The sequence below is a fragment of the Pseudomonas salicis genome, assembly GCF_057128705.1.
Genome location: NZ_JBSKHU010000002.1, coordinates 464,606 through 490,688, shown reverse-complemented (window position 1 = coordinate 490,688; position 26,083 = coordinate 464,606). Strand labels below are relative to the sequence as shown.

The 26,083-nt window shown below is 59.1% G+C and carries 20 protein-coding genes, 2 tRNA genes and 1 pseudogene; 10 read left to right on the top strand and 13 right to left on the bottom strand.

Annotation, left to right across the window (positions count from 1 at the left end):
* Positions 1–214: 214 nt before the first annotated feature.
* Positions 215–442: a VF530 family protein gene (locus ACWKWE_RS08485; RefSeq protein ID WP_166596230.1), complete on the top strand. Its 228-nt coding sequence runs from the start codon at positions 215–217 to the stop codon at positions 440–442.
* Positions 443–476: 34 nt separating this feature from the next.
* Positions 477–1,127 carry a Pr6Pr family membrane protein gene (locus tag ACWKWE_RS08480; RefSeq protein WP_166596231.1) on the top strand — a complete coding sequence of 217 codons (651 nt, stop codon included), beginning with the start codon at positions 477–479 and terminating at the stop codon, positions 1,125–1,127.
* Positions 1,128–1,174: 47 nt separating this feature from the next.
* Here ACWKWE_RS08480 and ACWKWE_RS08475 read toward each other — a convergent pair whose 3' ends face one another.
* The 4 genes from ACWKWE_RS08475 to opgC all read right to left on the bottom strand — a co-directional run bounded on the left by ACWKWE_RS08475 (position 1,175) and on the right by opgC (position 7,200).
* Entirely contained in the window at positions 1,175–1,948 is a 774-nt protein-coding gene (locus ACWKWE_RS08475) for a siderophore-interacting protein (protein ID WP_166596232.1), read from the bottom strand.
* Positions 1,945–2,538, bottom strand: coding sequence for a PadR family transcriptional regulator (locus ACWKWE_RS08470; protein ID WP_166596233.1), 594 nt, complete (start codon positions 2,536–2,538; stop codon positions 1,945–1,947). Before ACWKWE_RS08470 ends, ACWKWE_RS08475 begins: the two co-directional genes overlap by 4 nt.
* A 258-nt stretch (positions 2,539–2,796) precedes the next feature.
* On the bottom strand, positions 2,797–5,919 hold the full coding sequence (locus ACWKWE_RS08465; protein WP_483850259.1) for a transglycosylase domain-containing protein: 3,123 nt from the start codon (positions 5,917–5,919) through the stop codon (positions 2,797–2,799).
* Positions 5,920–6,057: 138 nt separating this feature from the next.
* Positions 6,058–7,200, bottom strand: coding sequence for an OpgC domain-containing protein (gene opgC / locus ACWKWE_RS08460; RefSeq protein ID WP_483850258.1), 1,143 nt, complete (start codon positions 7,198–7,200; stop codon positions 6,058–6,060).
* 313 nt (positions 7,201–7,513) lie between these two features.
* Here opgC and ACWKWE_RS08455 point away from each other — a divergent pair.
* The 3 genes and pseudogenes from ACWKWE_RS08455 to ACWKWE_RS08445 form a co-directional block, all read left to right on the top strand.
* Positions 7,514–7,735, top strand: a pseudogene (locus ACWKWE_RS08455) (GtrA family protein); the annotation flags it as partial.
* 120 nt (positions 7,736–7,855) lie between these two features.
* Positions 7,856–8,269, top strand: coding sequence for a glycosyltransferase (locus ACWKWE_RS08450; protein ID WP_483850470.1), 414 nt, complete (start codon positions 7,856–7,858; stop codon positions 8,267–8,269).
* A 125-nt stretch (positions 8,270–8,394) separates the two neighbouring features.
* Positions 8,395–9,849, top strand: coding sequence for a glucosyltransferase domain-containing protein (locus ACWKWE_RS08445; RefSeq protein ID WP_483850257.1), 1,455 nt, complete (start codon positions 8,395–8,397; stop codon positions 9,847–9,849).
* Positions 9,850–9,875: 26 nt separating this feature from the next.
* Here the strand turns inward: ACWKWE_RS08445 and ACWKWE_RS08440 are convergent, their stop codons facing one another.
* Entirely contained in the window at positions 9,876–11,486 is a 1,611-nt protein-coding gene (locus tag ACWKWE_RS08440) for an FMN-binding glutamate synthase family protein (RefSeq protein ID WP_483850256.1), read from the bottom strand.
* Positions 11,487–11,564: 78 nt separating this feature from the next.
* The gene (locus ACWKWE_RS08435; protein ID WP_166596239.1) at positions 11,565–12,377 is read right to left on the bottom strand and encodes a helix-turn-helix transcriptional regulator; all 813 of its coding nucleotides are present in this window, start codon (positions 12,375–12,377) and stop codon (positions 11,565–11,567) included.
* A gap of 134 nt (positions 12,378–12,511) precedes the next feature.
* Between ACWKWE_RS08435 and ACWKWE_RS08430 the strand changes: the two genes are divergently transcribed.
* Together ACWKWE_RS08430 and ACWKWE_RS08425 are read left to right on the top strand one after the other, a co-directional pair.
* Complete coding sequence (locus tag ACWKWE_RS08430; protein ID WP_483850255.1) at positions 12,512–13,327, top strand: carbon-nitrogen hydrolase family protein; 816 nt, start codon at positions 12,512–12,514, stop codon at positions 13,325–13,327.
* 129 nt (positions 13,328–13,456) lie between these two features.
* On the top strand, positions 13,457–14,782 hold the full coding sequence (locus ACWKWE_RS08425; protein WP_483850254.1) for an APC family permease: 1,326 nt from the start codon (positions 13,457–13,459) through the stop codon (positions 14,780–14,782).
* Between the two features lie 95 nt (positions 14,783–14,877).
* Here ACWKWE_RS08425 and ACWKWE_RS08420 read toward each other — a convergent pair whose 3' ends face one another.
* Complete coding sequence (locus tag ACWKWE_RS08420; protein WP_166596242.1) at positions 14,878–15,243, bottom strand: hypothetical protein; 366 nt, start codon at positions 15,241–15,243, stop codon at positions 14,878–14,880.
* 200 nt (positions 15,244–15,443) lie between these two features.
* On the opposite strand from ACWKWE_RS08420, the gene ACWKWE_RS08415 reads away from it, so the two are divergent.
* Positions 15,444–15,710 (top strand): type B 50S ribosomal protein L31, encoded by a 267-nt coding sequence (locus ACWKWE_RS08415; protein ID WP_166596243.1) that lies wholly within the window; start codon positions 15,444–15,446, stop codon positions 15,708–15,710.
* On the opposite strand, the gene ACWKWE_RS08410 is transcribed toward ACWKWE_RS08415, so the two are convergent.
* Both ACWKWE_RS08410 and rimO read right to left on the bottom strand, forming a co-directional pair.
* Entirely contained in the window at positions 15,685–16,218 is a 534-nt protein-coding gene (locus ACWKWE_RS08410) for a GNAT family N-acetyltransferase (RefSeq protein ID WP_483850253.1), read from the bottom strand. The genes ACWKWE_RS08415 and ACWKWE_RS08410 overlap by 26 nt on opposite strands.
* Before the next feature lie 114 nt (positions 16,219–16,332).
* Positions 16,333–17,670, bottom strand: coding sequence for a 30S ribosomal protein S12 methylthiotransferase RimO (gene rimO / locus ACWKWE_RS08405; protein ID WP_166596245.1), 1,338 nt, complete (start codon positions 17,668–17,670; stop codon positions 16,333–16,335).
* Between the two features lie 272 nt (positions 17,671–17,942).
* Between rimO and ACWKWE_RS08400 the strand changes: the two genes are divergently transcribed.
* A complete protein-coding gene (locus tag ACWKWE_RS08400) occupies positions 17,943–19,841 on the top strand; it encodes a potassium transporter Kup (RefSeq protein ID WP_483850252.1) in 1,899 nt (632 codons plus the stop codon).
* A gap of 263 nt (positions 19,842–20,104) precedes the next feature.
* Here ACWKWE_RS08400 and ACWKWE_RS08395 read toward each other — a convergent pair whose 3' ends face one another.
* The 4 genes from ACWKWE_RS08395 to ACWKWE_RS08380 form a co-directional block, all read right to left on the bottom strand.
* Positions 20,105–21,406: a virulence factor family protein gene (locus tag ACWKWE_RS08395; protein ID WP_483850251.1), complete on the bottom strand. Its 1,302-nt coding sequence runs from the start codon at positions 21,404–21,406 to the stop codon at positions 20,105–20,107.
* The gene (mprF, locus tag ACWKWE_RS08390; RefSeq protein ID WP_166596248.1) at positions 21,406–24,048 is read right to left on the bottom strand and encodes a bifunctional lysylphosphatidylglycerol flippase/synthetase MprF; all 2,643 of its coding nucleotides are present in this window, start codon (positions 24,046–24,048) and stop codon (positions 21,406–21,408) included. Before mprF ends, ACWKWE_RS08395 begins: the two co-directional genes overlap by 1 nt.
* Positions 24,049–24,379: 331 nt before the next feature.
* A tRNA-Met gene (locus ACWKWE_RS08385) sits at positions 24,380–24,456 on the bottom strand.
* Between the two features lie 238 nt (positions 24,457–24,694).
* A tRNA-Met gene (locus ACWKWE_RS08380) sits at positions 24,695–24,771 on the bottom strand.
* A 248-nt stretch (positions 24,772–25,019) separates the two neighbouring features.
* Between ACWKWE_RS08380 and dinB the strand changes: the two genes are divergently transcribed.
* Positions 25,020–26,078, top strand: a complete 1,059-nt coding sequence (gene dinB, locus ACWKWE_RS08375) for a DNA polymerase IV (protein ID WP_483850250.1) — start codon at positions 25,020–25,022, stop codon at positions 26,076–26,078.
* Positions 26,079–26,083: the final 5 nt, after the last annotated feature.

Sequence of the window (26,083 nt, the reverse complement as noted above, 5' to 3'; positions counted from 1 at the left end):
CTCACCAGGCTGATGCGCAATCTCTCTAGGGGTGAATTCATTCGCGAAGGGCAGTTACAACCCCCAGAGAGATGTCGGATGTACCACCGTCTCGCGAGTGAATTCGCTCCTGGGGTCCAGCGACAGGCGCGCTTCTGCTTCACACTGAACAGCACCTCCGCTAAGGTGCGCACCTCGCGAACATGACTCCCCACCGATGACACATAGGCCCGCCATGACCACACCCAACGACAATCCGCTGCATGGCGTGACGCTGGAGCAAATCCTCAACCGGCTGGTCGAGCATTACGAATGGTCGGGACTGGCGGAGCGGATCGACATTCGTTGCTTCAAGAGCGATCCGAGCATCAAGTCGAGCCTGACGTTTTTGCGCAAGACACCTTGGGCGCGGGAGAAGGTCGAATCCCTGTACGTGAAACTGGCGCGCACCAAACGTTGGTGATCGAGCGCTTTCACCTTCCAGGATCGATCAAAAAATGCACAGCTCCACGTTGCACCTCACGCCCGGTCAGCGTCGTTACGCGACCGTCGCCGCGCTCCTCGGCTGGTTCGCGCTGGCGGTGCAGCTGTACCTGATTCTTTGGGGGCGATGGACCGATCAGGCGAGTCTGATCGGCGGTTTGGTGAAGTTCTTCAGTTTTTTCACCGTGCTGACAAACACGCTGGTGGCGACCGCATTGACCTGCGCCATCACGGACCGGCATTCAAGCGGGCACCGGTTTTTCAGATCGCCTGTCGTGTGCGCGGGCATCACCACCAGCATTCTCCTGGTGAGCATCGCCTACAACGTGTTGCTGCGGCATTTGTGGAGCCCGGAAGGCTGGCAGAAGCTTGCCGACGAATTGTTGCACGACGTCATGCCCCTCGCGTTTCTCGGCTATTGGTGGCTGTACGTTAGCAGGGGCGAGTTACGCCTGAAGCATGTGCTGATGTGGATGCTGTACCCGACGCTGTACTTTGGTTACCTGCTGTTTCGCGGAAACATGTTCGGTGATTACCTCTACCCGTTTCTGGACATCGGCACGTTGGGGACCGAGCGCGCGTTGATCAATGCGTTCGGTGTCTTGGCGGGGTTTGTGGGGATCGGGTTAGTGATTTGGTTGATCGATCGCGCAAGGTCAGACTGACGGACATTGTGGGGGCCGGCGAGTCGGCTCCCACAAATGTGTGGTGTTTACTCTTCCTCTGAACCGGCAATACGCCAGTAACCCGCAGCTTTCACCGCCGCTTCATCGAGCTTGAACTCGTCGAGCAACACCCGGCGAACCTTGCGTGACAGCGTCGATTCCGTTGCGACCCAGGCGTATAGATCACCCTCGGGCAGGGTCAGTTGACGCGTGACCTCAAGCAGGTCTTGCTCGCCCCGTACCACCCAAATCACCTCGACCTGCGCCTTGCTCACCAACGCCTGCCGCTCAGCCTCGTCTTCGATCTCGACCACCACCAGCGCCCGACGATTGCTCGCCAGTTCTTCAAGACGGCGGGCGATGGCCGGCAGGGCGGTTTCGTCGCCGATCAGCAGATAGCTGTCGAACATGTCCGGCACAATCATCGAACCCCGTGGACCCGCGATGTACAGAAACTGTCCCGCCTCAGCCTGCGCGGCCCAGGTCGCGGCAGGGCCATCGCCGTGCAGCACGAAATCGATGTCCAGCTCGCCCGTTTCGGCGTCGTAACGACGAGGCGTGTAATCGCGCATCGCAGGTCGTGGGCCGTCTGATGCATTTGGTCCGGGAACGAAGTTGTCCAGCGCCGCCTGTTCTTCCGGCGTCGTCGCGAACAGCAATTTCACATGATCGTCCGTCCCGAGGCTGATGAAACCGGTCAGTTCCGGGCCATGCAGCGTGACACGGCGCATGCGGGGGGTGATGTCGGTGATGCGCAGCACTTGGAGTTTGCGGCGCTTGATTTCGTGGCTGACGCGATGGATCGATTGCGGAGCATTCATACGGATTTCTCCGAAGCAGTGTGGGGGCCATCGGCGACGGCTTTTGCGGTTTCGTTCAACAGGTCGCGCACGCGGATGATTTCTTCCGGCGTCCAGCGACCATGGTGCATTTGCAGAGCGTGACGCAGGTTGTGAACAGCCTCGTGAATTTCTGGGGGACGGTCATGCCCACGCAGCGAACGTTTGCTGACCTGGATGCGCATCTTCACGCCGTCGAGGGCAACCGCCTGCTCGACCAGAAACTGCTGGCCGGCTTCGGTGATCCGGTAGCGCTTCTTGCCGCCTTCGGCGTCGCCGATGACCCATTCGCTTTCTTCGAGAAAGGTCAGCGTCGGATAAATCACGCCCGGACTCGGGCTGTAGGCGCCGTCAAACAGGCCTTCGATCTGGCGAATCAGGTCGTAACCGTGGCAGGGCTGATCGGCAACCAACGCCAACAGCAGTAATTTCAGATCGCCTGGGGCAAAGACCCGAGGGCCGCGTCCGCCGCGTTCCCGGCCTGTGCGTTGTTCGAATCCATCGCGACCGTCGCCGTGTTCACCGAAGTGAGGGCGATGATGATGGGGGTGGTGGTGTGAGTGGTCTCTCATCGTTTGTCATCTCTCGTTACGTGTTAGATATACCTTAAGATATATCTTAAATTGTCTGCAAGAGGTGTTAAGACGAACGGTTCTCATCTGGGAGGCATGCGAGGAATGCGACCCATGGAAATGTGTCGCTGCAAGCGGGTTGTCTCTGTGGGAGCGAATTCATTCGCGAATCGATTGTGCAGCCGCTGCATCTCCATCGGATGTACCGGCCAATCGCGAATAAATTCGCTCCTACAGGGGCCATCCGTGGGGGGGGGCTTAATGGGTGCTCGCCACTTGCGCCGCAGGCGGTGCCTTGCACTGGGTATACGTTCCCGGTTCAAGGTAGCGGTTGAGAATCGGCGCCATCCCCTTGAGCACCTGCACTGGCAGGGCGGAGGTGAATTTGAAGGCTTCGGCGGCGCGTCCCGGCACATAGGCCGTCAAGGTGCCGAAGTGGTTGTCGCCGATGTAGAACACGAACGTGGCCGTGCGGTTGATCGCCTTCGACGCCAGAATTCGGCCGCCCGAACCGAAGCTTTCGATGCGGTTGTCACCCGTCCCGGTCTTGCCGCCCATGGCCAGTGCCGTGCCATTCTCAGTCTTGAAGCTGCCGGACACGCGCCGTGCAGTCCCGGCATCCACCACCTGCGACAACGCCTCGCGCATGGCCGTCGCCACCTCTGACGGCAACACGCGTTTGCCCAGTTCCGGGTTGTTGGTGAGCAGGGTTTCATAAGGCGTGTCGGCGGCGAAATGCAGGCTGTCGATGCGCAACACCGGCAGGCGAATGCCGTCGTTCTGAATGATGCCGATCAGCTCCGCCAGCGCGGCCGGACGATCCCCCGAGCTGCCAATCGCGGTGGCCAGCGACGGCACCAAATGGTCGAAGGGGTAGCCCAGCTTTTGCCAGCGCTGATGAATGTCGAGGAACGCTTCGATCTCCAGCATCGTCCGGATACGGCTGTCGCGGGCACTTTTGTGACGGCTCTTGAACAGCCAGCTGTACACCTCTTGGCGCTCGAACCGGCTGGCGGCGACCGCATCCTTGAACTTCGCGTCGGGGTTTTGCAGCAGGTAGCCCACAAGCCACAGGTCCAGTGGGTGAACGCGGGCGATATAGCCCTGATCCGGCAGGTCAAACTTGCCCGGTCCGTAGGCGAAATACAGGTCGTCCAGCCGTTTCTCGGTGACGGGTGGCTGAGATTTATCTGCGACGGTGTGAGCACGAACGAAGGCGTTGAACGCGCTCTGGCTGGCGTTCGGCAGCAGGTAGCGGTGTACGGCGGCCATGCGACTGGCCGAGGGATGCACGCCGTCGAGGAAAGTGTCGAGGCGGTCTTGCGTGGTTTTGTTTTTGTAGCGTTTCCAGAACCGCAGCAAAAAAGACGTGCCTTCGCGGTCGGCGAAGTCTGCCAGGTATTCCTGACGCCGAGGGTCGCTGTCGTCCTTCATCAATACCGCGCTGTTGTTCGGCCCTTGATAAGTGACGTAGCGCACCACGTCCCGCATCAGCCGAATGAACGGCAAGTTGATCGACTCCCGCAGCGCGTCGCGCAGGGTGGGGTTGCGCTCGTTGTCTTCGCGCCGAAAATTATTGAAGTGATGCATGCCGCCGCCCGTGAAGAAATTCTCGCCGGGGCTGGCCGAGTATTTGCGGTCAAGCGCGGCGGCGAGCATTTTCGACAGGTCGCGATCCGGGTTCTGCATCAGATAATCCAAGGCCCAGCGGCTTAGTCGATCAGGTTCTTCGACCGGCACTTTCTTAAGCTCGGCGTTGCTCATGCCCGCGTACTTGTCGTGCAGTTCGGTGATGATTTGCAGATAGGTCGTCAGCACGCGCATCTTCGCTGTAGAGCCTAGCTCCAGCTTGCTGCCTTCGTTGATGTCGAACGGCTGATCGGTGCTGTCGGTCTGCACTCGCACCCGCGAGCCATCAAGGTCGCGCTCGAACAGCGTGAAGCTGTAGCGCACGGCTTGAGTGCTGGCCGGGGTCAGCAGATGCTCACCGAGTAACCCCAATTTTGCGGCGTATTCGGGGTTGGCAAGGTCACGCAAATATTGGCCGACGCTGGCTTGCAGGTCGTTTTGCAGGGTGCTCGTCGCTGACAGATCGAGGCGATCCAGATCGTACAGCGGACGATTGAGCATGTTGGAAAGACGCGTGCGCGCCACGGTAATGCCCTTGTTGGTTTCGATGGGCTGCACGGTCGGCTGCTGCACCCAATCGCGATAGGTCACGGTGGCATTCAGCGCAGCGTCAGCGAGGGCCTGGTCGATCACTTTGTTCTGCGCCAGCAGACGGATATGGCTGTCGGTCAGGTCGGCCAATTCCTTGCGACCCTTGGCCAGATAATGCGAAGGCCTGCGTTGCGCGATCACCAAAGACAGCACTTCACGCAGGGCCAGGCCCTGCGCCGCCAGGGTCTTCGCGTCTTTGGCGGGAGACGCCAGCAGTGTGTTGGTGCGGTCAAAATCGGCGTCGTACCAGACGCGCAGCCCTTCCGCCATGCCATGCACTTCGCCATGCCCCGGAACAGCCGACAGCGGCACGCTGTTGAGGTAGTCACGGACCACACGCTGGCGGGCTTCCAGCGTTTCCGAACCTGGCTGATAGGCGCGCACGCTGGCGGAGACCATCTGACGAATCTTTTCGCCGCCCGACTGGGTCAGACCATCCGGCGAGTGGCGGTATTTTTCCAGTTGCGTGGCCAGCGTACTCCCCCCCGCCGACTGGCCTGGCAATCCGACCATCTTCGCCACTTGCGACACGGCGGCCTTGAGGAAGCGCGGCCAGTCCACGGCAGGGTTGGCGAGGGGCTGCCGAGGGTCGAGCAGGTCGCGGTTTTCGATGAACAGCAGGCTATTGACCACCACAGGTGGGATCGACGCGAAAGTCGGGTACAGCTGTTGGGGGTAGGTGAACTGATAAAGCGCGTCGCCTCGGCAGTCGGCGATAGTCAGGCCGGATTGGCTTTTTTCTTCGTAAGGCACGAAAAAGCCGCGTTTGGCGTAGGCGAGCAGATCAGGGGAAAATTGCGATTGTTCCGTGATGCGGTAATCGCGCTTGAGCAGTTTGGGCAGGAATTCGCCCAGCGATGAATAGCCTAGGCGTTTGTCGAACGGGCCGTCGCCGGGGTACAGAATCGCATCGCTGGCGCCAGGCTCGACTGTGTATTTGAGGTCGTGGGCCAACCGGGTGAACTCTCGCGCCTGAAGCCTCGAACTGCGCACTTCCGAAGCGACGGCAAATCCCAGGATCACCAATCCCGCCAGCAACAGAAGCAACAGCACTCGCCACACATGACGCCAGTGGCTCGGGCGTGTTGGTTCTGGAACGTTCCCCTGACTGTCAGCCGTGACTGCAGCCTTCTTCGCATCGGAATGCCACAAAGCGCCCATATCGCTGGCCCGGTTAAACCTGTTAATCGCACCTGACTACAAGCTTAGACGCTGGGCGGGGAGGGGGAAAAATTTGTGAGCAGAATGAATCCGCTCCCACAGAAATCGTCACCCTTGGCAAGCCGTGCGGCTACAAGGTCAAACCCCCGCGACTTGGGGCACTTTCGGGGTGCCGAGTCGCTTGTTCAGTTCGAGCCAATTGGACAATAGCAACATCAGGCCCAGACCGACCCATGCCGTGATCACGCGCATCTGCCAGACGTCACCCGCCAGGGCGTTGATGCCGTCAGCCAACGGCGCGAGGAGTACGCCCAGGCAGAAGATTTCCAGTGAGTAGCGGCCCATGCGGCAGGTTTGTTGGGCGGGCCAGTTGTTGAGCCAGGCCTGTGAGGACGGCAGCGCTTTCGCCACGACGTACACCAGCGCGACGAAGTGCAGCAAACGCAGGGGCGACAGGTCGGTTTTGCTGATCGGGTAGATCAGGTCGGTAAAGGCCTTGGGCAGCAGGGCGTCGTGAATCGCGGGAAATTTCCACAGAAAGGTAATGGTGCCAGCGATCAGCAGGTAAATCCCTGCGATCAGAAACAGCGGCTGACGCCAGAGTGGGCGCGGTTGAAGGGCAGGGGTTGAAGGCCGTTGCGTGTACATCGCGAACGCGCCGCCGAGAACGAAGATCAACTGCCAGGCCACCGGGTTGAAATACCAGTAACCACCGCCTTCATACGCCCGAAGGTTCCACCCGGACAGCGGCACCATCATGTACAGGGCAATCGACAGGCCGACCGCGACAGCTGCATTACGCAGCATGATCGGCAGCACCAGCGGCAACGTGCCCATTAGCAGGATATACAGCGGCAGCGGATCGGTGAGGTTGGGCTTGAAACGCAGCAGCAATTCGTCCGCCAAGGCCTGCTGAGGGTTGCTGACGAAATACTCAAGACCCATCTCGCGCACCATGTCACGGGTGTCGACATGGTTGTTGGCGACGAAGACGATCCCCATCAGCAGCGTCAGCAGAAAGATATGCGCCACGTACAACACCCACGTTCGGCGCAAGATGCGGATGCATGCGACCACGTAACCGTCACGCTGAGCGACTTTTCCGTAGGCCAGCACAGCGGCGTAACCCGCCAGAAAAACGAAGACCTCCGCCGCATCGCTGAAGCCGAAGTTGCGCAGGGTCAATTGCGCGAAGGGGTTTTCCGGTACGTGATCCCAAAAAATGAAGATCAGCGCCAGACCTCGAAAGAAGTCGATTCGATGGTCGCGTCCGTTCGTCATGACGGTGAGCTCTTTGAAAGTCTGTTTAAAGAAGAGGGCCATGCCTGGCCTTGGTTCCGCACCGCCAGTGGGGGCTGATCGGCGGCGCGCAGGGTGGCGCTTTCGGGCATGAAATGCAAAGGACGGGTATTACAGAATGTTTACAGTAACAGGAGAGATCGCTGGACCAGAGCGGCCGATCAAGACCTCGCGTCCGACCATCGGTCATGCAGTGGGTTACGAGAGAAGCTTCACTTGAAAAAACGGAGGTTCATGACTCGCAGCCGGTGCGGGTCTGCAGTGGCCAGGACGGTATGGACACGGATTGTCGCCCATGACGACACTGCATCGAATCACCCGCTATTGCCTGGTAGGGTTAGTTAACAGTGCTGTTCACGCTCTGATCTTTTTGGCGTGCAACCTGCTGTGGGGGATGAACCAGACCAGCAGCAATCTGATCGGATTTCTTGCAGCGGTGTCGCTCTCCTTCTTGCTCAATGCCCAGTTTACTTTCGACAGTCATCGCTCTTGGCGACGTTACTGGCTGTATGGCGCGTTCATGGGGATGGTCAGTCTGAGTGTTGGCGCCCTGGGTGACGCTCGTCGTGTTCTGCGCCGTGAGCCTGGTGCTGGGGTACACGTTCGCCCGGCATGTCGTGTTTCAGGACCGCATTCTGTGAACGTCTCGCTGGTGGTGCCGCTCTACAACGAAAAACGTTCCATCGGCCTGTTTTACCGGGCTGTCCGCGAGGGTGTGCAACTGCGGCGTTGGACGGTCGAGATCGTGTTCATCGACGACGGCAGCCAGGATCAGACAAGCCGGATCGCGAAGCGCATTGTTCAGCGCGACCCTCTCGTCGTGCTGCTGACGTTGTCGCGCAACTTCGGCAAAGAGGCGGCGCTGTTCGCAGGCATCGAATACGCCACGGGCGACGCAGTGATTCCGGTAGACGTCGATCTTCAGGATCCGATCAGCGTCATCGCTCAACTGATCGAAGCGTGGGGTGACGGCGCGGAAGTGGTGCTCGAGAATTTACCTGGAGAGCAAGCACCGACCGCGCTACGTGATCAAAAACGTCTTGAAGCATGAGTCGGCCTCGGACGAACACATCGAAGACACATCGGGAGAATCAGGTGCGGCTGTCTGACAGGTGCCTCAGAACCCTCCGACCTTGGGAGCAGGTCACCGTATTCGGGGTCTCGGTGGCGCTCTTCGTGTTCCCGATCGTTCAAGCGGATTACAGCTACTACGACGATGCTGCACGGACACTGTTTCTGGGGGAAAACCTCTGGCGGTCACAGGGTCGCCTTTTCATGGAGCTCGCCCAAACCGGCGCGAGCTTCAACACGTTGTCGGTCGATGTGTTCCCGCTGCCGTTGTTGCTCGTGCTGCCCTTACTGGTGGCCGCGTTGGTATCTTTGTGCCGACATTACTTCCCGCAACCTTGCCTGCTGGATACGCAGGTGGTCATGCCGCTACTCTACGCCCCGTTTATTTTGGGCATCCTCAATTACCAATATGACGGCCCCATGGTGCTGCTCGGGGTATGTTGTGTGGTGTTTGCGATCACCTTTGCAGACAAGCGCGGATGGGTGAGGGTGTGTGTGGCGGGCCTCTTGATCGCCGTGGCGACTGGCTTGTATCAAATCACCGTGCAGATATTCGTTTGCCTGTGTTGTATCGACTGTTTGCGTGCAGTTCGCGACGGCGCCACCCTCCGTGCGACGGTAAGTGCAATAGCTGAACGGATGATCCAACTAACGATCGGCCTGCTGCTGTACGGCGTCACGGCATTTCAGTTTTACACCAGCCTTCGCGGTGAGGTTGCTCACATGGATGAGGGGTGGGGCGCCTTGCTGCAATGGCGGGCAGAGAAGATTGGCGGTGTCTTCGGCATGTTCGTGAACGACAGCAATCGGTGGCTGTTCATCGTGATGGGCGTCTTGGTGCTGGCGGGGCTTGGTCAACTGCTTTGGTCGATACGCTCGGGAAAGCGCCCGCGTTGGGAGCGATGGGCTTTGGGGCTGCTGTGTTTCGTGGCCCTGTTCACGATGGCGGTCGTTGTGCCCGGACCTTTGCTGTTCATCGCAGACTTCGCGTTGGGACCACGAACCTTGATCGCTTTTGCGTGCGGGATCGTGCTGGCGTTTTACCTTGCTCGAAACGTGCTTCGGCTTGCCCACCCCCTGTTGAGCGGGCTGTTGATGATCCCGCTCTTGGGCATGCTGTCTTTCTCGTATGCCTATGGCCGGGTGTTGGTCGCCCAGAAGGCGTTCGAAACGTCGGTGGTTTACAGTCTCAGCCACGACCTCGCTTCAGACCCACGACTGCGCACGGTGGAGGATTTTTACCTGCTGCCGTCCAGACCTTATGAGCTGTGGGTGCCGGGTTCGACGGCGGCCGTCATGGAGGCGATGCCCGGGATCAAGTTCATGCTGACGGTGCCACAGATCACCACCGCCGAGCGGCTTGCCATGACCGGCATTACCAACGTGGCCAGTGCGTCATGGCACGAATTTCCGGCATTGACTCACGGTGTCGCGCCAGAGCAGGTGATCAGTAACCGCTTCTACGACATCGTCCGGGTTGGTAATGCCGGGTTTATCGAGCTGAAAGCCCCCGAAGGCAGCGCGCGTTATAAATACCGGGCGTTCCGTGTGATCGACTAAATGACGGCCGATCACACGGGGGTGACTCAGATCTCGTTCGCCTCAAAGCTGTCCGGCCGTGCCATGCGCCACATGCGGGAATAGAAGCTGTCGTCGACGATGCCGTTAAGCAGCTGGCCCGGTTTCAGGAATACGTGGGATTCCGAAAACAGTTTCACTTCCGTGGCGGACTGGCGGCGAACCAGGTGCCTGGCCTCCAGTTGCGATGGCGAATCCAGGCCTGCGGCCGCAATCATCTCTGCGAGAGCGTGCAGGGTGCTGCGGTGGAAGTTGTAAACGCGCTGGGCCTTGTCGGGCACGACGAGGGCACGCTGGCGCAGCGGGTCTTGGGTCGCGACCCCGGTTGGGCACTTGTTGGTGTGGCAGCTTTGGGACTGAATACAGCCGATGGCGAACATGAAGCCCCGCGCCGAGTTGGCCCAGTCAGCACCGATGGACAACACGCTGGCGATGTCGAACGCGCTGACGATCTTGCCGCTGGCGCCGAGCTTGATCTTGTCCCGCAGGTTCAGGCCCACCAGCGTGTTATGCACGAACAGCAGTCCTTCGCGCATCGGCACGCCCATGTGGTCGGTGAATTCCACCGGTGCCGCGCCTGTCCCGCCTTCCGTACCGTCGACGACGATGAAGTCAGGGAGGATGCCGGTTTCCAGCATCGCTTTGGCAATGCCCATGAACTCCCACGGATGGCCCAGGCAGAACTTGAATCCCACCGGTTTGCCGCCTGACAGCTCACGCAATTGACCGATGAATTGCATCATCTCGAACGGGGTGGAAAACGCGCTGTGGCGCGACGGGGAGATGCAGTCTTCGCCCATGGGAATGCCGCGTGTGTCGGCGATTTCTCGGGTGACCTTGTGTTTCGGCAAGATGCCGCCGTGGCCCGGTTTCGCGCCCTGGCTCATCTTGATTTCGATCATCCGTACCTGCGGGTCCTGTGCCTGTTTCGCGAACTTCTCGGGGTCGAAGCGACCATCCTCCGTGCGGCAGCCGAAATAGCCGCTGCCCAGCTCCCACGTCAGGTCGCCACGGTTTTCACGGTGATACGGGCTGATGCTGCCCTCGCCTGTGTCGTGGGCGAAGTTGCCCAGCTTGGCGCCTTTGTTCAGCGCGCGAATGGCGTTGGCGCTGAGCGAGCCGAAGCTCATCGCGGAGATGTTGAAAATCGACGCCGAGTACGGCTGCGTGCACTGCGGGCCGCCCACCGTGACACGGAACAGATTGGGGTCGGACAAAGGCGCGGGGCGCATGGAGTGGCTGATGAACTCGAAACCCGGCTGGTACACGTCGATCAGCGTGCCGAACGGCTTGTCGGCCGATTCGTTCTTGGCGCGGGCGTAAACCAGTGAGCGTTGTGCGCGGGAAAAGGGCAGGGCGTCGCTGTCGGACTCCAGCAGATACTGGCGAATTTCCGGGCGAATGGTTTCAACGGCATAGCGGATATTGCCCAGGATCGGGTAGTTGCGACGGACCGAGTGCGGCACCTGAATCAGGTCAAAAATACCGACCAGGCTGAGCAAGGCGGTGACGAGGGTGAAGGGCCACAGCCATTCGTGATGCAGGAACGGGAGACTCAAAAGTGTAAACAGCACGCAGCCGACAAAAAAAGCGTAACGGCTTAGAAGGGACAGGCTCATAGGCGATCCTTTAGGTCTTTCCACGGTGATTGGGGTAGCGCTGTGCCGCGCCTTCGTTCGGCAAGACTTTGCTTTGCTTCAAGCGCTTTGGGCCTGAAGGAAAATCGAAAACAGCTCGGATTGCGATTTGATCCCCAGTTTGCTGTAGATATGTTTCTTGTGTACGCGCACGGTCTCGGCGGATATATCCAATTTGCGCGCAATTTCCTTGCTGGAGCAGCCGCTGAGCATCAGGCGCCCCACATCCAGTTCCCGGGCCGTCAACTGAGCGCCCCGGCTCTGTTGCACCGACGCTTCCAATTGCGTACGCCAGTCAGTGACTGGCAGTTGCGCAGCAGGCGGTTCGTGATCCGACACTGGCTCTGCCAACTCCAAGGGCAGCCGCTGACGCAGCAGCGCAATGACCCACGGTTGAATCATCGACAGCAGGGCGATCTGTTCGGCGCTGAAGCGTTGCTTCGAACCGAGAGACAGGCAGAGGGTGCGGTCGCCATCGAGCTGGCAATTGAACTGGATCTCGTCGGCCACGACGTTCAAACGAAAATAGCGCTGGTAATACTCGGTCAATTCGAAGTGTTCAGGCGCCACCTCGGCCAGGCGAAACAGGCCGCTTTGCGAGCGCTCGCGACTGGCGATGTAGAAGGGATCGAGCAGGTACAAACCTTTGAGGTAGTCCTGAAACAACTGGTCGGGGCTGCCGTCCTCGCCGGGGGATTCCGCAAAGACCAGAGGGCGTTGGCCAGCGCTGAATTGCAGCACTACCCAACTATCGAAGCTGACGTATTGATCGAGCAGGCGCACCAGTTGCGCCCAGAAGTTCGGCCGGTCCAGCGCTTCGATCAACTGCGCGACCGAGCGATGCCAGGCGATGTCCTGAAGTGCGATGGTCATTGAACTACCCCTATTGGGTTACTACAGCTGCGTAATACCCCGTAACACATGCTGATGCGCATACTGCCCGCAGAGCCAATGATCAGGCCAGCATTTTTCGCCGGATCGGCAGCGTGACTCGATAAGGAGAACCCATGAAGGTCGAATTTGCCCAATTGTCGGGCCGGGACAGTGACACAGCCCACAACTTGCAACGTGCCCTTGCGGCGATCGACGCTTGCGATCCAGACACCCAACTGGTGGTGTTCCCAGAGACTTACCTGATGGGTTTTCCCACCGTGGAGACGGTGGCTGCCGTTGCCGAACCGGTGAGCGGCCCCACCGTGCAAGCGGTGCAGAATGCCGCCCGCGCCCGAAATATCGCGGTTGCCATTGGCTTTGCCGAAAACGATGAAGGCCGGTTCTACAACACCACCTTGCTGATCACGCCCGAGGGAATCGCGCTTCGCTACCGCAAGACCCACCTGTGGCCGTCGGAGCGAAACGTGTTTCTGCCGGGCGACCGTTACGCCACCTGTGAATGGAACGGTGTGCGCGTAGGGCTGCTGATTTGCTACGACATCGAGTTCCCGGAAACAGCACGAGCTTTGGCCCAATTGGGCGTCGATCTTCTGATCGTCACCAACGGCAACATGGACCCTTACGGTCCTGTCCACCGCACCGCAATCATGGCGCGGGCGCAGGAGAATCAAACGCTGGCGATCATGGTCAACCGCGTAGAAGCGGGTACGGGCAGTCTGGTGTTCGCGGGTGGAAGTGCGTTGGTCAACCCCTTCGGCACGCTTCTGCATGAAGCCGGGCGTGAAGAATCCCAATTCAGTCTTGAACTCGACTTCAGCCAACTACAGGCGGCGCGTCAGGACTATCGGTACCTGGATGATCAGCGCATACGCCTCCCTGGCGAAGTGATCGAGCATGCCAATGGTCTACGGGAGCTCTTGATCCCCTGAGGCCCGGCTTCAATCGTTCATCGCTCTCACTCTGAGGTGAGAGCGATGTGTATTCACCGATAAAAATAACGTTTTTGTTCCGCCGAAGTTTTCTCTGCCATAAAACCAATAATCCCGGAGTAACAGCTCATGGCTCGTCTGCAACGCACTCTCTCATTGGGGGCGGTGGTGCTTTTTGGCATCGCCTACATGACCCCTACCGTCGTTCTGGCAACATTCGGCATTCTCGCCACATCAACCAACGGCATGGTGCCGGCCGCTTATCTGGCCGCATTGATTCCGATGTTTTTTACCGCCTTGAGCTATGGCCACATGGCCGCTGCGTATCCAGTGGCGGGATCAGCCTATAGCTACGTGCGAAAGGCCATCAGTCCCAAACTGGGCTTCCTCGCTGGCTGGGCCGTTCTGCTCGATTATCTCTTCCTTCCGATGGCGATTTGGCTCATCGGCGCCGCTTACCTGGGGTCTGCGTTTCCGTCAGTGCCTCAGGCGGTTTGGGTACTCGCCTTCATTATCATCACCAGCGTCATCAACATCGTTGGCTTGAAGTTGGCCAATAAAGTCAGCGCGTTGCTGATGCTCATCCAGATGCTGGTGTTGGTAGCGTTTGTGGTGCTGTGCATTCACTACATCGCCGGAGACGCGAGTACGCCTCTTTGGACATTGTCCCCATTTATCTCGGGCGAAATGAAGTTGCCCCTGATCATGGGCGGATCGGCCATTGCCTGTTACTCCTTCCTGGGATTTGACGCCGTGAGTACGCTCACCGAAGAAACCAAAGACCCGGTTCGCACCATTCCCCGAGCCATCATGCTCATCACGCTAATCGGTGGCTTGATCTTCATCGTCGTTTCTTACTTCGTACAACTGGCGCATCCCTCCGTCGTGTTCGAAAACTCGGACTCAGCGGCCTACGAGATCGCGAAGAACATCGGCGGTGACCTCTTCGTCAGCTTCTTCATGATTGGCATGGTCGTTGGACAGTTCGCGTCGGGCCTGGCTGCTCAGGCGAGCGGATCGCGGTTGCTGTATGCGATGGGACGGGACGGCGTGCTCTCGACTTCTTTCTTTGGCCGCGTCAGTGAGCGCTTCGGCACACCGGTCAACAGCATCGTGTTGTGTGGCGTAGTGGCGCTAATGGCGCTGAAGCTGGACGTAACGACATCCACTTCCTTCATCAACTTTGGCGCTTTTCTCGCTTTCACACTCGTCAACGTATCGGTGATCTTCCACTACTGGATCGGCGCCAAGAACCGTGGTTTACGTGAGTTCGTGCTGTTTTTGATTTTTCCACTCATCGGTGCGGTGGCGTGTCTGTGGCTGATGGTCAGCCTGGATAAGATGGCGCTTATCCTGGGCCTGAGCTGGCTGGCGCTGGGTTGCATCTACCTGGCGTGGCTCACAGGCGGTTTCCGCCGTCAGCCGCCCGAGATGGACTTTCAGGAAGCGGCATGATTTAGGCAAGGCGCGCTGCAATGGCGCGCCTCGTTGGTTTCAATGTCTCCTCTGCGGGTTATAGGGGTGACGAGTGGGATAAGCTCGTACAGCGATTACTGTGGATCAGGCTGTGCCATACGATCCTGAATTTCGCTGATCATCGCGTAGATTTCTTCTCTCCCTTCTTCGGTGCAGCTGCGTATCTCTTGCAAGACTTCCTGCTCCTGGAGGGACAGCATGATGTAGTTCAGCCTGCAGACTTCTCTAGCGAACGCATCCCTTCCGTCCACCGGACGTGTTTCATCAGACGCGTCGTGAAGCGCTTCGACCAGGGGCTCCAGCTTGTCAGCCAGCACCTTGCTGTCGATCGGGCCATCGGCATCATGAATAAAGCGCTCCAGATAATTCAGCGCGCTTCGTGCATCGATCAGCCGCATGTGGCCGGGAAGGGACAGTTCATAGCGATCAATCATGGGCATTACACAACCTCCTGGTAACTCATCGATTCCATTCCCGAGGCAGTATCGGGGCGGTGCTTTTGACAGCGGCGCGAACCTTAGCGGCACTGGCGGCCTCAGCAAAGACGAAAGTTGTAACCGTTACAAAAAAGTTGCGATTGAACTTTTGGTAATTGTTACTGTATAACGTATTACATGATTAATTACATTTGGAGAGCACCATGAAGCCGAACATTCACCCCGAGTACCGTCAGGTCCTGTTTCACGACACCGCTGCCGACGTGTTTTTCCTGATCGGTTCCACGGTCGACACTGACCGCACGCAGAAGCACAGCGACGGCAACACTTACCCATATGTCGCTCTGGACGTGTCCAGCGCTTCGCACCCGATGTACACCGGGCAGACCCGTAAAACCACGACGGAAGGCCGTATCGCAGGCTTTAACAAGCGTTTCGGCACCATCAGTTCCGGCGCGAAAAAAGATTGATGACCGTAGTACCTCTCGTGCGTTGGGCGTCAGAATTATCTGACGCCTGACACGCGGGATTGCTTGCCTTGCGCATCCGCAACATCGGATACGGGCGTCCCAGCCCATCCACTTCCGAGCGTCCCACGACCTCGAATCCCTGCTTCTCATAAAACCCCAACGCTTGCGGATTCTGTTCGTTCACGTCGAGTTCAGTCACCTGAAAATGCTCGATGGCGTAATCCAGCAGCTTTTTGCCCAGCCCCATCCCTCGATACTCCGGCGCAATGAACAGCATCTCCAGCTTCCCGGGGGTGGTGCCGCCAAAGCCAGTGATGTGCAATTGGGAGTCGCGGGTGCAGAACAGGTTCACGGCGTCCAAGTACTGGGTCTCCAGAAGATTCCTGAGCAGCGTGATGTAATTTTCCGGCAGAAAATCATGGGTGGCGCGAACCGAAGCTTCCCAGACACGGGTCAATTCGGCGTAGTCGTGCTTTTTCGGCAGGTAAATGACCGAGTGGTGGGTCATGTTGCCTCTTCTCCTCTTCTTGTCGTTTTCCTGATGTGGTGACGATAGCCAGAAAAAACAAACCCCGCCGTTTGAAGGGCGGGGTTGTGTATGAGGCAGGGAGCGCGGAGGGGCTTAGACAGGCTCGGCCCAGAGGTCGTATTCGTCGGCATCGACCACGCGGCACAGGACCTTGTCGCCCGGCTTGAGGTCGCGGTCGCTTTCCACGAACACGTTCCCGTCGATTTCAGGCGCATCGAAGAACGAGCGGCCCACGAAGCCCTGTTCGTCCACTTCGTCGATCAGCACTTCGATTTCCTTGCCGATCTTCATTTGCAGCCGTGCAGCGCTGATGGCTTGCTGGTGTGCCATGAAGCGGTCCCAGCGATCCTGTTTGACGTCGTCCGGCACGATCGGCGCATCCAACAGGTTGGCAGGCGCGCCTTCGACTGGCGAATACTGGAAGCACCCTACGCGGTCCAGCTGCGCTTCGGTCAGCCAGTCCAGCAGGTATTGGAAGTCTTCTTCAGTCTCGCCCGGGAAGCCGACGATGAACGTCGAACGGATGATCAGGTCCGGGCATTGCTCGCGCCATTTCTTGATGCGCGCCAGGGTCTTGTCTTCGAAGGCCGGGCGCTTCATCAGCTTGAGGATTTTCGGGCTGGCGTGCTGGAACGGGATGTCCAGGTACGGCAGGATTTTGCCCTCGGCCATCAACGGGATGATTTCATCGACGTGCGGGTACGGGTAGACGTAATGCAGACGCACCCAGACGCCCAGCGAACTCAGGGCCTGGCAGAGTTCGGTCATGCGGGTCTTGACCGGCTGGCCCTGCCAGAAGCCGGTGCGGTATTTGACGTCGACGCCGTAGGCGCTGGTGTCCTGAGAGATCACCAGCAGTTCTTTCACGCCTGCCTTGACCAGACGCTGCGCTTCATCGAGCACATCACCCACCGGGCGGCTGACCAGCTTGCCGCGCATCGACGGGATGATGCAGAAGCTGCAACTGTGGTTACAGCCCTCGGAAATCTTGAGGTATGCGTAGTGGCGCGGCGTCAACTTGATGCCTTGCGGCGGCACCAGGTCAATGAGCGGATTGTGGTCGAGCTTCGGCGGCGCAGCGTCGTGCACCGCGTTGACCACTTGCTCATACTGCTGCGGACCGGTCACGGCCAGTACGCTTGGGTGCACGTTGCGGATGACGCTTTCGTCCACGCCCATGCAACCGGTGACGATCACCTTGCCGTTTTCCGCGAGGGCCTCACCAATGGTGTCCAGGGATTCGGCCTTGGCGCTGTCGATGAAACCGCAGGTGTTGACCACCACCACGTCGGCGTCTTCGTAGGTCGGCACGACCTGATAGCCTTCCATGCGCAGCTGGGTAAGGATGCGTTCGGAATCGACCAGAGCCTTCGGGCAACCAAGGCTGACAAAGCCGACCTTGGGGGCGGCAGACGTGGGGACGGTGGACATTGACTAACCTCGGCGTAGGTACGCCCCGGCGTGTGGCCTGGGCATTGACTGGGCGCTTGGTGCGCCTCTGATCAAAAAGTGCGCAATTCTAGCGATGACTCCGGCGATTGACCAGCGTTATACCGAGAATTACGACGAGTGCTGCGCTATGCTTCGCGGCGTCGAACCCGGTGGCCCTTGTCGGCCGGGTGAATCGGAATTTACAGGTGCGCTGTGGGTCAATCTGACAGCAGGGCGCCGCGGTGCTCGGGTCATGGTTTCAGGAGTGGTAAATGGGTCACGCAACGAGTCAGGCAGAGGTTGGGCATTCGTCGGTCAAACCGTTGAGTCTGCTGGTGGGAGCGGTGGGGGTGGCGTACGGCGATATCGGTACGAGCCCGTTGTACACGATCAAAGAAGTCTTCGTCGGCGGATATGGCGTGCAAGCTGGCCACGATTCGGTGTTGGGGATTCTCTCGCTGATTTTCTGGGCGCTGGTGTGGGTCGTTTCGTTCAAGTACATGGCCTTGGTGCTGCGCGCTGATAACGACGGCGAGGGCGGCATCATGGCGCTGACGGCGCTGGCCCGGCGCGCCTCCGCCAAATTCCCGAAGCTGCAAGCGACGATGATCGTGTTTGGTCTGTTTGGCGCTGCTTTGTTCTACGGCGACAGCATGATCACTCCGGCCATCTCGGTGCTGTCAGCGGTCGAGGGGATGGAGCTGGCGTTCGACGGGCTGGATCATTGGGTCGTGCCCATTGCATTGATCGTGCTAGTGGCTCTCTTTCTCATTCAACGTCACGGCACGGCGCGGATCGGCGTGATGTTCGGCCCGATCATGGTCCTGTGGTTCGTCACCCTTGGCGTGCTCGGTATTCACGGCATCGTTCAGCAGCCCGAAGTGCTGCACGCGGTGAACCCGGCTTGGGCCGTGCGGTTCTTTATCGATCATCCCGGCATTGGTGTGGCCGTTCTCGGCGCTGTGGTGTTGGCGCTGACCGGTGCTGAAGCTTTGTACGCGGACATGGGCCACTTCGGTCGCAAGCCGATTTCCCGCGCCTGGTTCGGTCTGGTGCTGCCAGCGCTGGTTCTCAACTATTTCGGCCAGGGTGCCCTCGTGATCGAGGACCCCGAGGCCGTGCGTAACCCGTTCTATCTGTTGGCGCCGAGTTGGGCGCTGTTGCCATTGATCGGTCTGTCGACGCTGGCGACCATCATCGCCTCGCAGGCGGTAATTTCCGGCGCGTTCTCCATGACGCTCCAGGCCATTCAACTGGGTTACATCCCGCGCATGTATATCCAGCACACGTCCAGCGATGCCCAAGGCCAGATTTACATCGGCGCGGTGAACTGGTCGCTGATGGTGGGTGTGATCCTGCTGGTGCTGGGCTTCGAATCGTCCGGCGCGCTGGCATCGGCCTACGGCGTGGCTGTGACCGGCACCATGCTGTGCACGACCATTCTGGTGTCGTCGGTGATGCTGCTGGCGTGGAAATGGTCGCCGCTGGTGGCGATCCCGATTCTGTTGGGCTGCTTGTTCGTCGATGGCCTGTTCTTCGCCGCCAACGTGCCGAAAGTGGTGCAGGGTGGGGCGTTCCCGTTCCTGGCGGGTATCGCGCTGTTCATCCTGATGACCACCTGGAAGCGCGGCAAACAGCTGCTGGTGGACCGTATCGACGAAGGCGGGCTGCCACTGCCGATCTTCATCAGCAGTATTCGTGTGCAGCCGCCACATCGCGTGCAGGGTACCGCCGTGTTCCTGACCGCACGTCCGGACGCTGTTCCTCACGCATTGCTGCACAACCTGCTGCATAACCAGGTGCTGCATGAGCAGGTTGTCCTGCTGACCGTCGTCTACGAAGACACCCCGAGGGTGCCAGCCGCGCAACGCTTTGAAGTCGAGGCGTACGGTGAAGGCTTCTTCCGGGTCATTCTGCACTTCGGCTTCATTGACGAGCCCGACGTGCCTGCCGCGCTGAAGCTGTGTCACCTGCCGGATCTGGACTTCAGCCCGATGCGCACCACCTACTTCCTCAGCCGTGAAACCGTGGTCTCGACCAAACTGGCCGGCATGGCGCGCTGGCGCGAAGGCTTGTTCGCGTTCATGTTGAAGAATGCCAACGGCAACCTGCGCTTCTTCAAGCTGCCGTACAACCGTGTGATCGAACTGGGTACGCAGGTGGAGATGTAAGCTATCAAGCGTGAGTGCAGCGCTGCGGTGCAAAAAAACCGACGCTGTACGCCTGTGGGAGCGAATTCATTCGCGAAAAATGGGGCAGGTGACAGAGGTGTATCGGCTGCGCTGGCCAATCGCGAATGAATTCGCTCCTACAGATGATCAGCGCCACTCATGGGGCCTGACTCATGGGTCCTGCCGCTGAACCATGGGGTCTTTCGCGGCCATAAAAAAATCCCCGCAGTCTTTCGAGTGCGGGGATTTTTTTGCGCCCTGGATTACTCGTTGGCAGCCGTCGGTGGGGCTTCCTTGCCTTTCCACTTGTCGATGACTGCGATCAGACGTTTAGCCAGGGACGGGTAGTTCTCGTCGAAGTGGTGACCCCCTGGCAGCTGGATCTTCTCGCCGGGGGCAGTGGCTTCGGTACAGCCGCTCTCGTCCTTCTCTTCCACGCCGTACACGCACAGCACCTTGTCGCCTGGCAGCTTCGCCATTTCCGGACCGGTCGCCGCTTCTTTGCCAGAGGCACCGAGCCAGCCTTCGACGGCGATTTCGAAGCTGCCGCTGCGGGCGAAGGCGAGCAGGATGATGCCGTCCACCCGCCCTTTGTCGTCTTCCGGCAAGCGGTTGTAGATCGCTGGCAATACGTCAGCGCCGAACGAATACCCCGCGAGTACGAAATGCTTGGCACCCCATTTTTGTCGGTAGTGGGCCATCAGTTCGCTCAGGTCGGTCGCGGTTTGTTCTGGCGACTTGTGTTCCCAGTAATAGCGCAGTGTGTCGATGCCGACCACCGGATAGCCGCCGGACTTGGCCATGTCGCCAGCGACATCCTTGTCCAGGTCGCGCCAGCCACCATCGCCCGAGAGGAACAGGGTGACCGTGTCCGATGGCTGGCTCGAAGGCACTTCCACCACTGGAATGTTCAGACCGCCGTTGGCGTCGTCGGCAATCAGCAGGTGGCGGACTTCGGTATTCAAAATCTGCGGGTACTTGATGTCGTAATCGCTGATTTTGGTTTCGGCGTTGGGCGTATCGCGAACGAATACAGCGGTCTCGTCATCCGGGCCGTCATTCCACGCCACGGTCCATTTGCCATGGGCGGCGGCTTTCGGCGGCGGAATCTTGCAGTCCGGCTGATTGAGTACGAAGTTCACCGAGATGGCTTGAGCCTTGTCGTTGTTCTGACCTGCCAACCAGTTCCAGGCGACCGAACCGCCCGCACTGATCCCTGCCACCACGTCCGGTGTGCCACCGAGGTTTTGCAGCGCGCTGGTGAAAGTCTTCTCCTGCAGCTGGCAATCGTCTTTCGGCAAGATGACTTGAATGACTTGCGCCGAGGCGTCGTAGCTCAAGGCGAGGACTTGCTTATCGGTCAGCGAATCCTCGGTCGTTGCAGCCAAGGCGACGCGCGTCTTGATCTTCGTGGACGGGGTTGCACGGATCAGGGCCGAACCATCTCCAAGCGTGATGCGTTCCAGAGTGGGCTGAGCGGGCGGGCGGTTCCACAGCCAGAATCCTAATGCCACCACCAGAATTACCAGGGCTGCGAGCAAAAAGCGCCAGTAGCGTTGAATCATTAGCGTTTCACCAATCCAGTCAGGCCGCCCGCGATAAGGGCGGCAGTGTCTGCCAGTGCCACCAGCGGATCGAGTCCTGCGGGCACGGCCATATAACGAGGTTCCCAGTCAGGCTGGAATTTGTCTTTGAAACGACGCAGGCCCTGGAAGTTGTAGAGTTGCTCGCCGCGACTGAACACCATCGAACCCAAACGCTGGGTCAAGGGCGCCCCACGCCGAGGTTGCAGACCTGACAACGGCACCATACCCAGGCTGAAGCGGGCGTAGCCTTCCTTTTTATAATGAAGAATCAGGCCGACCATCATGAATTCCATGGTCAGCTTCGGTGCGTCGGGATGCGAGCGCATCAAGTCCAGACTGGCGAGATCCTGTCGGGATGTTTCCAGCAGGTTCGAAAACGCCACGGGCTTGCCTTGGAAGTGAACGATGGCGATGCGGAAATGCTTGAGGTAATCCAGGCTGAAGCGGCCCAGCGAGAACCCTTTTTCCCGCACGTTCTTGCCCGTGAGCCAGGCATCGGAAATCACTTTCAGCTCATCCATTGGCGCTTGGCCGACTTCATAGATTTCCAGTGACAGACCGTCGCGACCACCCCGATTCCAGGTGTAGCGCAGGTCCTTCATCTCTTTGCCTTTGGCTTCGATGTCGAACGCGTGCAGGTTGACCCGGGCCTCTTCGCCTAACTTGATCGCCGTCAGACCGATGTCCATGTAGAACGGCAGGTTCTCGGCACGCACCTGGTAAAACACAGGCCGGGCGTGGTGCACGTCGCAGAGGTCACGGAATTGCCAGATCAGCTCGGCGCGTTGTTGTGTCGGGCCGATGGGGTCATACAGCGCCACCAGGCTGCGTCCGCGGTGGGCGTACATCAAGAACGCGTTGCCATCCGGGTGCAGCAAGACAGCCTTGTCACCTGTCAGCACCAACCCGCCGTCAGGCTGATTGGACGCTTTGATGATTTCGGCGGCCTTGGCCAGCTGCGCTTCATCCGGCAGATCGATCTGCGGGCGAGCAGTGCGCAGCAGCCACGTCAACGAAACGATCACCAGCAGCACCGCACTGCCGAGTGCCGAGCGCAGACCTCGCGGGGCATCGGCGTCGAGGGTGAATTGCCACCACAGCTGATGGCTGTAGGGCACGTCTTGATAGGCGAACAGCAGCAGCCAGAACGAAGCCCCCAACACGCAGATGCTCGCCACCAGATACAGGGGCGAGAACGGCAGTTCGAACAAGCGGCTCGGTCGGTAGAACGAGCGACGGAATATAGCGAGCAGACATGCCGTCAGCAGAAGAAGGCTGGCTTCCGCCCAGTCGAAGCCTTTAAGGATCGACAGGATCGAACCCACGAACAGCAGAATAGTGGTCAACATCCAGGCCGCTGACAGTCGCCGACGCAGGCCTTGCGCGAGCAACAGGCAGAGCACGCCGATCAGGCTGGCACCGAAGTGGGAAGCGTCGATAAGGCGGTGCGGGATCAGAAAGCCAAGGCTCTCCAGACGTGTGTCGATTTCAGGGGTCGCACCGGAAAACAGCAGCACGACGCCCGAGAGAAACACCAACAAGGCCAGGATCGGTGCGCCAAGGCCCGAAGCGACGCGCATGGCCTGACGCGCGAACAGGAAGCGCTTGGCCTCGCTGAACAGCAGCACCAGACACGCGATCAACAGCGGCAGGACCACGTAGATCAGGCGATACAGGAGCAGAGCTGCCGCGAGGGGAGCCGCGCCCAATTCATCAGCAAAAGCGGCGAGCAGAATCGCTTCGAACACGCCCACGCCACCGGGAACATGGCTGAGCACGCCTGCGGCCAGTGCCAGCAGGTACACCAATAGAAATGCACCAAAAGGCGGCGCGGACGGTAGCAGCAGATACAAAACGGCAGCCGCAGCGGCGACGTCCAGCGCCGTAATCACCAGTTGCATCAGTGTCAGGCGCAGACCCGGCAGACGCAGAGTGCGACGGCCCGCGCGCACCAGCAGGTTGTGTGGGATGGTCTGTTCCGGGAGACGGCGACGATAGACCGCCACCCCGATGATCAGGCTCAGCCCGAGGACAGCGACGGCGATCGTCGCCAGTACCGGGACTGACAAATGCAACGCAAGGGAGGCGGCAGGCAGGTCGCTTAACATTGCCAATGCCGCCAATGGCGGAAGCGCGCACCCGAGCGAGAGGCTGGCAAATAGCGTCATGTGCGCCACTTCGCCTGCGCCGAGTCCCAGGCGAGAGTACAGGCGATACCTCACAGAGCCGCCGGAAAGCATCGACAGACCGACCGCATTGCCGATGGCGAAGGCACAAAACCCGCCCATTACCAGCGACTTGGGCGGCAGTTCCACATTGGCGTATTTACTGGCGGACCATTCGTAACCCAGCAGGATGGTGAAACCGATGACCGTCGCCAGAACAGCGCCTGCCAGAGAAGGCATTGGCACGCTAAGGAGCGAATCTTGCAGCGCATAAATGTCGAGTTCAGTCAGCATGTGCCGACAGGCGATCAATGCTAGGGCGAACAGGATAATGGTGACAGCCAGCCCGATAGGTTGACGATATTTGCTCACCAGTTCGCGAACACGCAGTCGGGCAGGAGGAGCCGGAGGGGTTTCCGGGACTGCTTCATTTGAGTCGGACGGGTTGGCGCGCATCAATCACTCCTTGGATCGTGCGCGACAGAATGGGGGTATACAGCCAAGTTACCAATCCCTACGCAAAAAATAATTCAGGATGTTAGCGCTTCAACGTCTAACGGGCGAATACGGCAGCGACGTCTCGTGACCCTTGAGTCTAGTTTCGGTTGTTCCTAAACGTATCGGCAAAAGGCACAAATTCTGTCGCGACCGGCAACATACGGTAACAAACCGATAAAGACCAATCGGCTATGACAATGTGATGTGACAGCCAAATACCTATGCTGTTCGGCCCTTTTCGTCAGGGCAAAAAAAAGGCCACTCTTTCGAGTAGCCTTCTTTATAACGTTGGTTGCGGGAGCCGGATTTGAACCGACGACCTTCGGGTTATGAGCCCGACGAGCTACCAGACTGCTCCATCCCGCGTCTGTGAGGCGGCATTCTACAGCCGATCGACGAGGTGTCAACCTTTAAACTCCAGGATCGACAAAATAACCACAATTTCACCGCGGCATGCGTAACTCGCGGTCAGACAAGGCTTTTATCCCGACGGCGCCGCAGGGCAGGGCGCCATCATTGATGAAAGATATTTCACTAAGATGAACGCAGATAATTTTCTCACGCGCACAAAAAAGCCACTCTGTTGAGTGGCTTTTTTGATGTTTGGTTGCGGGAGCCGGATTTGAACCGACGACCTTCGGGTTATGAGCCCGACGAGCTACCAGACTGCTCCATCCCGCGTCTGTGAGGCGGCATTCTACAGAGGAACGGCATGGTGTCAAGCTCATGACGGAAAAAAGTGCTTTTTCTTCAAAAGCTTAGCGCCGGGCATGCAACGGCTTTGTACCTCTGGGGCAGGCTGGGCGGGCGTGTCAGCCCGATTGCGGTCGTACCTCAACCGGTTGAATCTCAGGTGCTTGCGCTGCAAGAAGTGTCAGAAGGATGCGTGAGTGAGATACTGGCGGACCGTTTTCCTACGACCGCATGTCATGCCGCAGCGCAAAATCATCCATATCGACTGTGACTGCTTCTATGCCGCCATTGAGATGCGCGACGACCCCAACCTGGCGGGCAAGCCGCTGGCCGTTGGCGGTTCTGCGGATCGGCGCGGCGTCATTGCGACGTGTAATTACGAAGCCCGGGCTTACGGTGTACGGTCTGCGATGTCTTCGCGGCATGCCCTGTCGCTATGCCCCGACCTAACCATCGTCAAGCCGCGAATGGACGCCTATAAAGAAGCATCAAAGGAAATTCACACGATCTTTCGCGATTACACGGACCTGATCGAACCGCTGTCGTTGGACGAGGCCTATCTGGATGTTTCCGAGTGCAGTCATTTCGGTGGCAGCGCGACCCGAATCGCCCAGGATATTCGTCGGCGAGTTTCCAACCAACTGCACATCACGGTGTCTGCTGGCGTGGCGCCCAATAAATTCCTTGCCAAAATTGCCAGTGATTGGCGGAAACCCAACGGCTTGTTCGTCATCACGCCGGATCAGGTAGAGGATTTTGTCGCGGAGTTGCCGGTGTCCAAGCTGCACGGGGTGGGGAAGGTGACCGCTGACAAGCTTGGGCGGTCAGGGATCATCAGTTGTGCGGACCTGCGTGGCTGGAGCAAGCTGGCGCTGGTGCGCGAGTTTGGCTCATTCGGTGAACGGCTTTGGAATCTGGCCCACGGCATAGATGAGCGTCCGGTGCAGAACGACAGCCGTCGCCAATCGGTGAGTGTGGAAAATACCTACGACACCGATCTGCCCGATTTAGCGAGTTGCCTGGAAAAGCTTCCGGCTTTATTGGAAAACCTTAATGGACGCATCGCACGCATCGAGACTCTGTATCGACCAGGCAAGCCGTTTGTAAAAGTGAAATTTCATGATTTCACGCAGACGACCCTCGAACAGGCGGGGGCGGGCAGGGATCTGGAAAGTTACGAACAACTGCTGACTCAGGCGTTCGCACGCGGCGATAAACCGGTGCGATTGCTGGGACTCGGGGTGCGCCTGCACGACTTGCGAAGCGCCCATGAACAGTTGCAGCTGTTCGACTGAGCTCA

Excerpts from the sequence above, each read along its gene's own strand:
- ACWKWE_RS08485 (WP_166596230.1), top strand. The coding sequence starts at position 215 with ATGACCACACCCAACGACAATCCGCTGCATGGCGTGACGCTGGAGCAA.
- ACWKWE_RS08480 (WP_166596231.1), top strand. The coding sequence starts at position 477 with ATGCACAGCTCCACGTTGCACCTCACGCCCGGTCAGCGTCGTTACGCG.
- ACWKWE_RS08475 (WP_166596232.1), bottom strand. The coding sequence starts at position 1,948 with ATGAATGCTCCGCAATCGATCCATCGCGTCAGCCACGAAATCAAGCGC.
- ACWKWE_RS08470 (WP_166596233.1), bottom strand. The coding sequence starts at position 2,538 with ATGAGAGACCACTCACACCACCACCCCCATCATCATCGCCCTCACTTC.
- ACWKWE_RS08465 (WP_483850259.1), bottom strand. The coding sequence starts at position 5,919 with ATGGGCGCTTTGTGGCATTCCGATGCGAAGAAGGCTGCAGTCACGGCT.
- opgC (WP_483850258.1), bottom strand. The coding sequence starts at position 7,200 with ATGACGAACGGACGCGACCATCGAATCGACTTCTTTCGAGGTCTGGCG.
- ACWKWE_RS08440 (WP_483850256.1), bottom strand. The coding sequence starts at position 11,486 with ATGAGCCTGTCCCTTCTAAGCCGTTACGCTTTTTTTGTCGGCTGCGTG.
- ACWKWE_RS08435 (WP_166596239.1), bottom strand. The coding sequence starts at position 12,377 with ATGACCATCGCACTTCAGGACATCGCCTGGCATCGCTCGGTCGCGCAG.
- ACWKWE_RS08430 (WP_483850255.1), top strand. The coding sequence starts at position 12,512 with ATGAAGGTCGAATTTGCCCAATTGTCGGGCCGGGACAGTGACACAGCC.
- ACWKWE_RS08425 (WP_483850254.1), top strand. The coding sequence starts at position 13,457 with ATGGCTCGTCTGCAACGCACTCTCTCATTGGGGGCGGTGGTGCTTTTT.
- ACWKWE_RS08420 (WP_166596242.1), bottom strand. The coding sequence starts at position 15,243 with ATGCCCATGATTGATCGCTATGAACTGTCCCTTCCCGGCCACATGCGG.
- ACWKWE_RS08415 (WP_166596243.1), top strand. The coding sequence starts at position 15,444 with ATGAAGCCGAACATTCACCCCGAGTACCGTCAGGTCCTGTTTCACGAC.
- ACWKWE_RS08410 (WP_483850253.1), bottom strand. The coding sequence starts at position 16,218 with ATGACCCACCACTCGGTCATTTACCTGCCGAAAAAGCACGACTACGCC.
- rimO (WP_166596245.1), bottom strand. The coding sequence starts at position 17,670 with ATGTCCACCGTCCCCACGTCTGCCGCCCCCAAGGTCGGCTTTGTCAGC.
- ACWKWE_RS08400 (WP_483850252.1), top strand. The coding sequence starts at position 17,943 with ATGGGTCACGCAACGAGTCAGGCAGAGGTTGGGCATTCGTCGGTCAAA.
- ACWKWE_RS08395 (WP_483850251.1), bottom strand. The coding sequence starts at position 21,406 with ATGATTCAACGCTACTGGCGCTTTTTGCTCGCAGCCCTGGTAATTCTG.
- mprF (WP_166596248.1), bottom strand. The coding sequence starts at position 24,048 with ATGCGCGCCAACCCGTCCGACTCAAATGAAGCAGTCCCGGAAACCCCT.
- dinB (WP_483850250.1), top strand. The coding sequence starts at position 25,020 with ATGCCGCAGCGCAAAATCATCCATATCGACTGTGACTGCTTCTATGCC.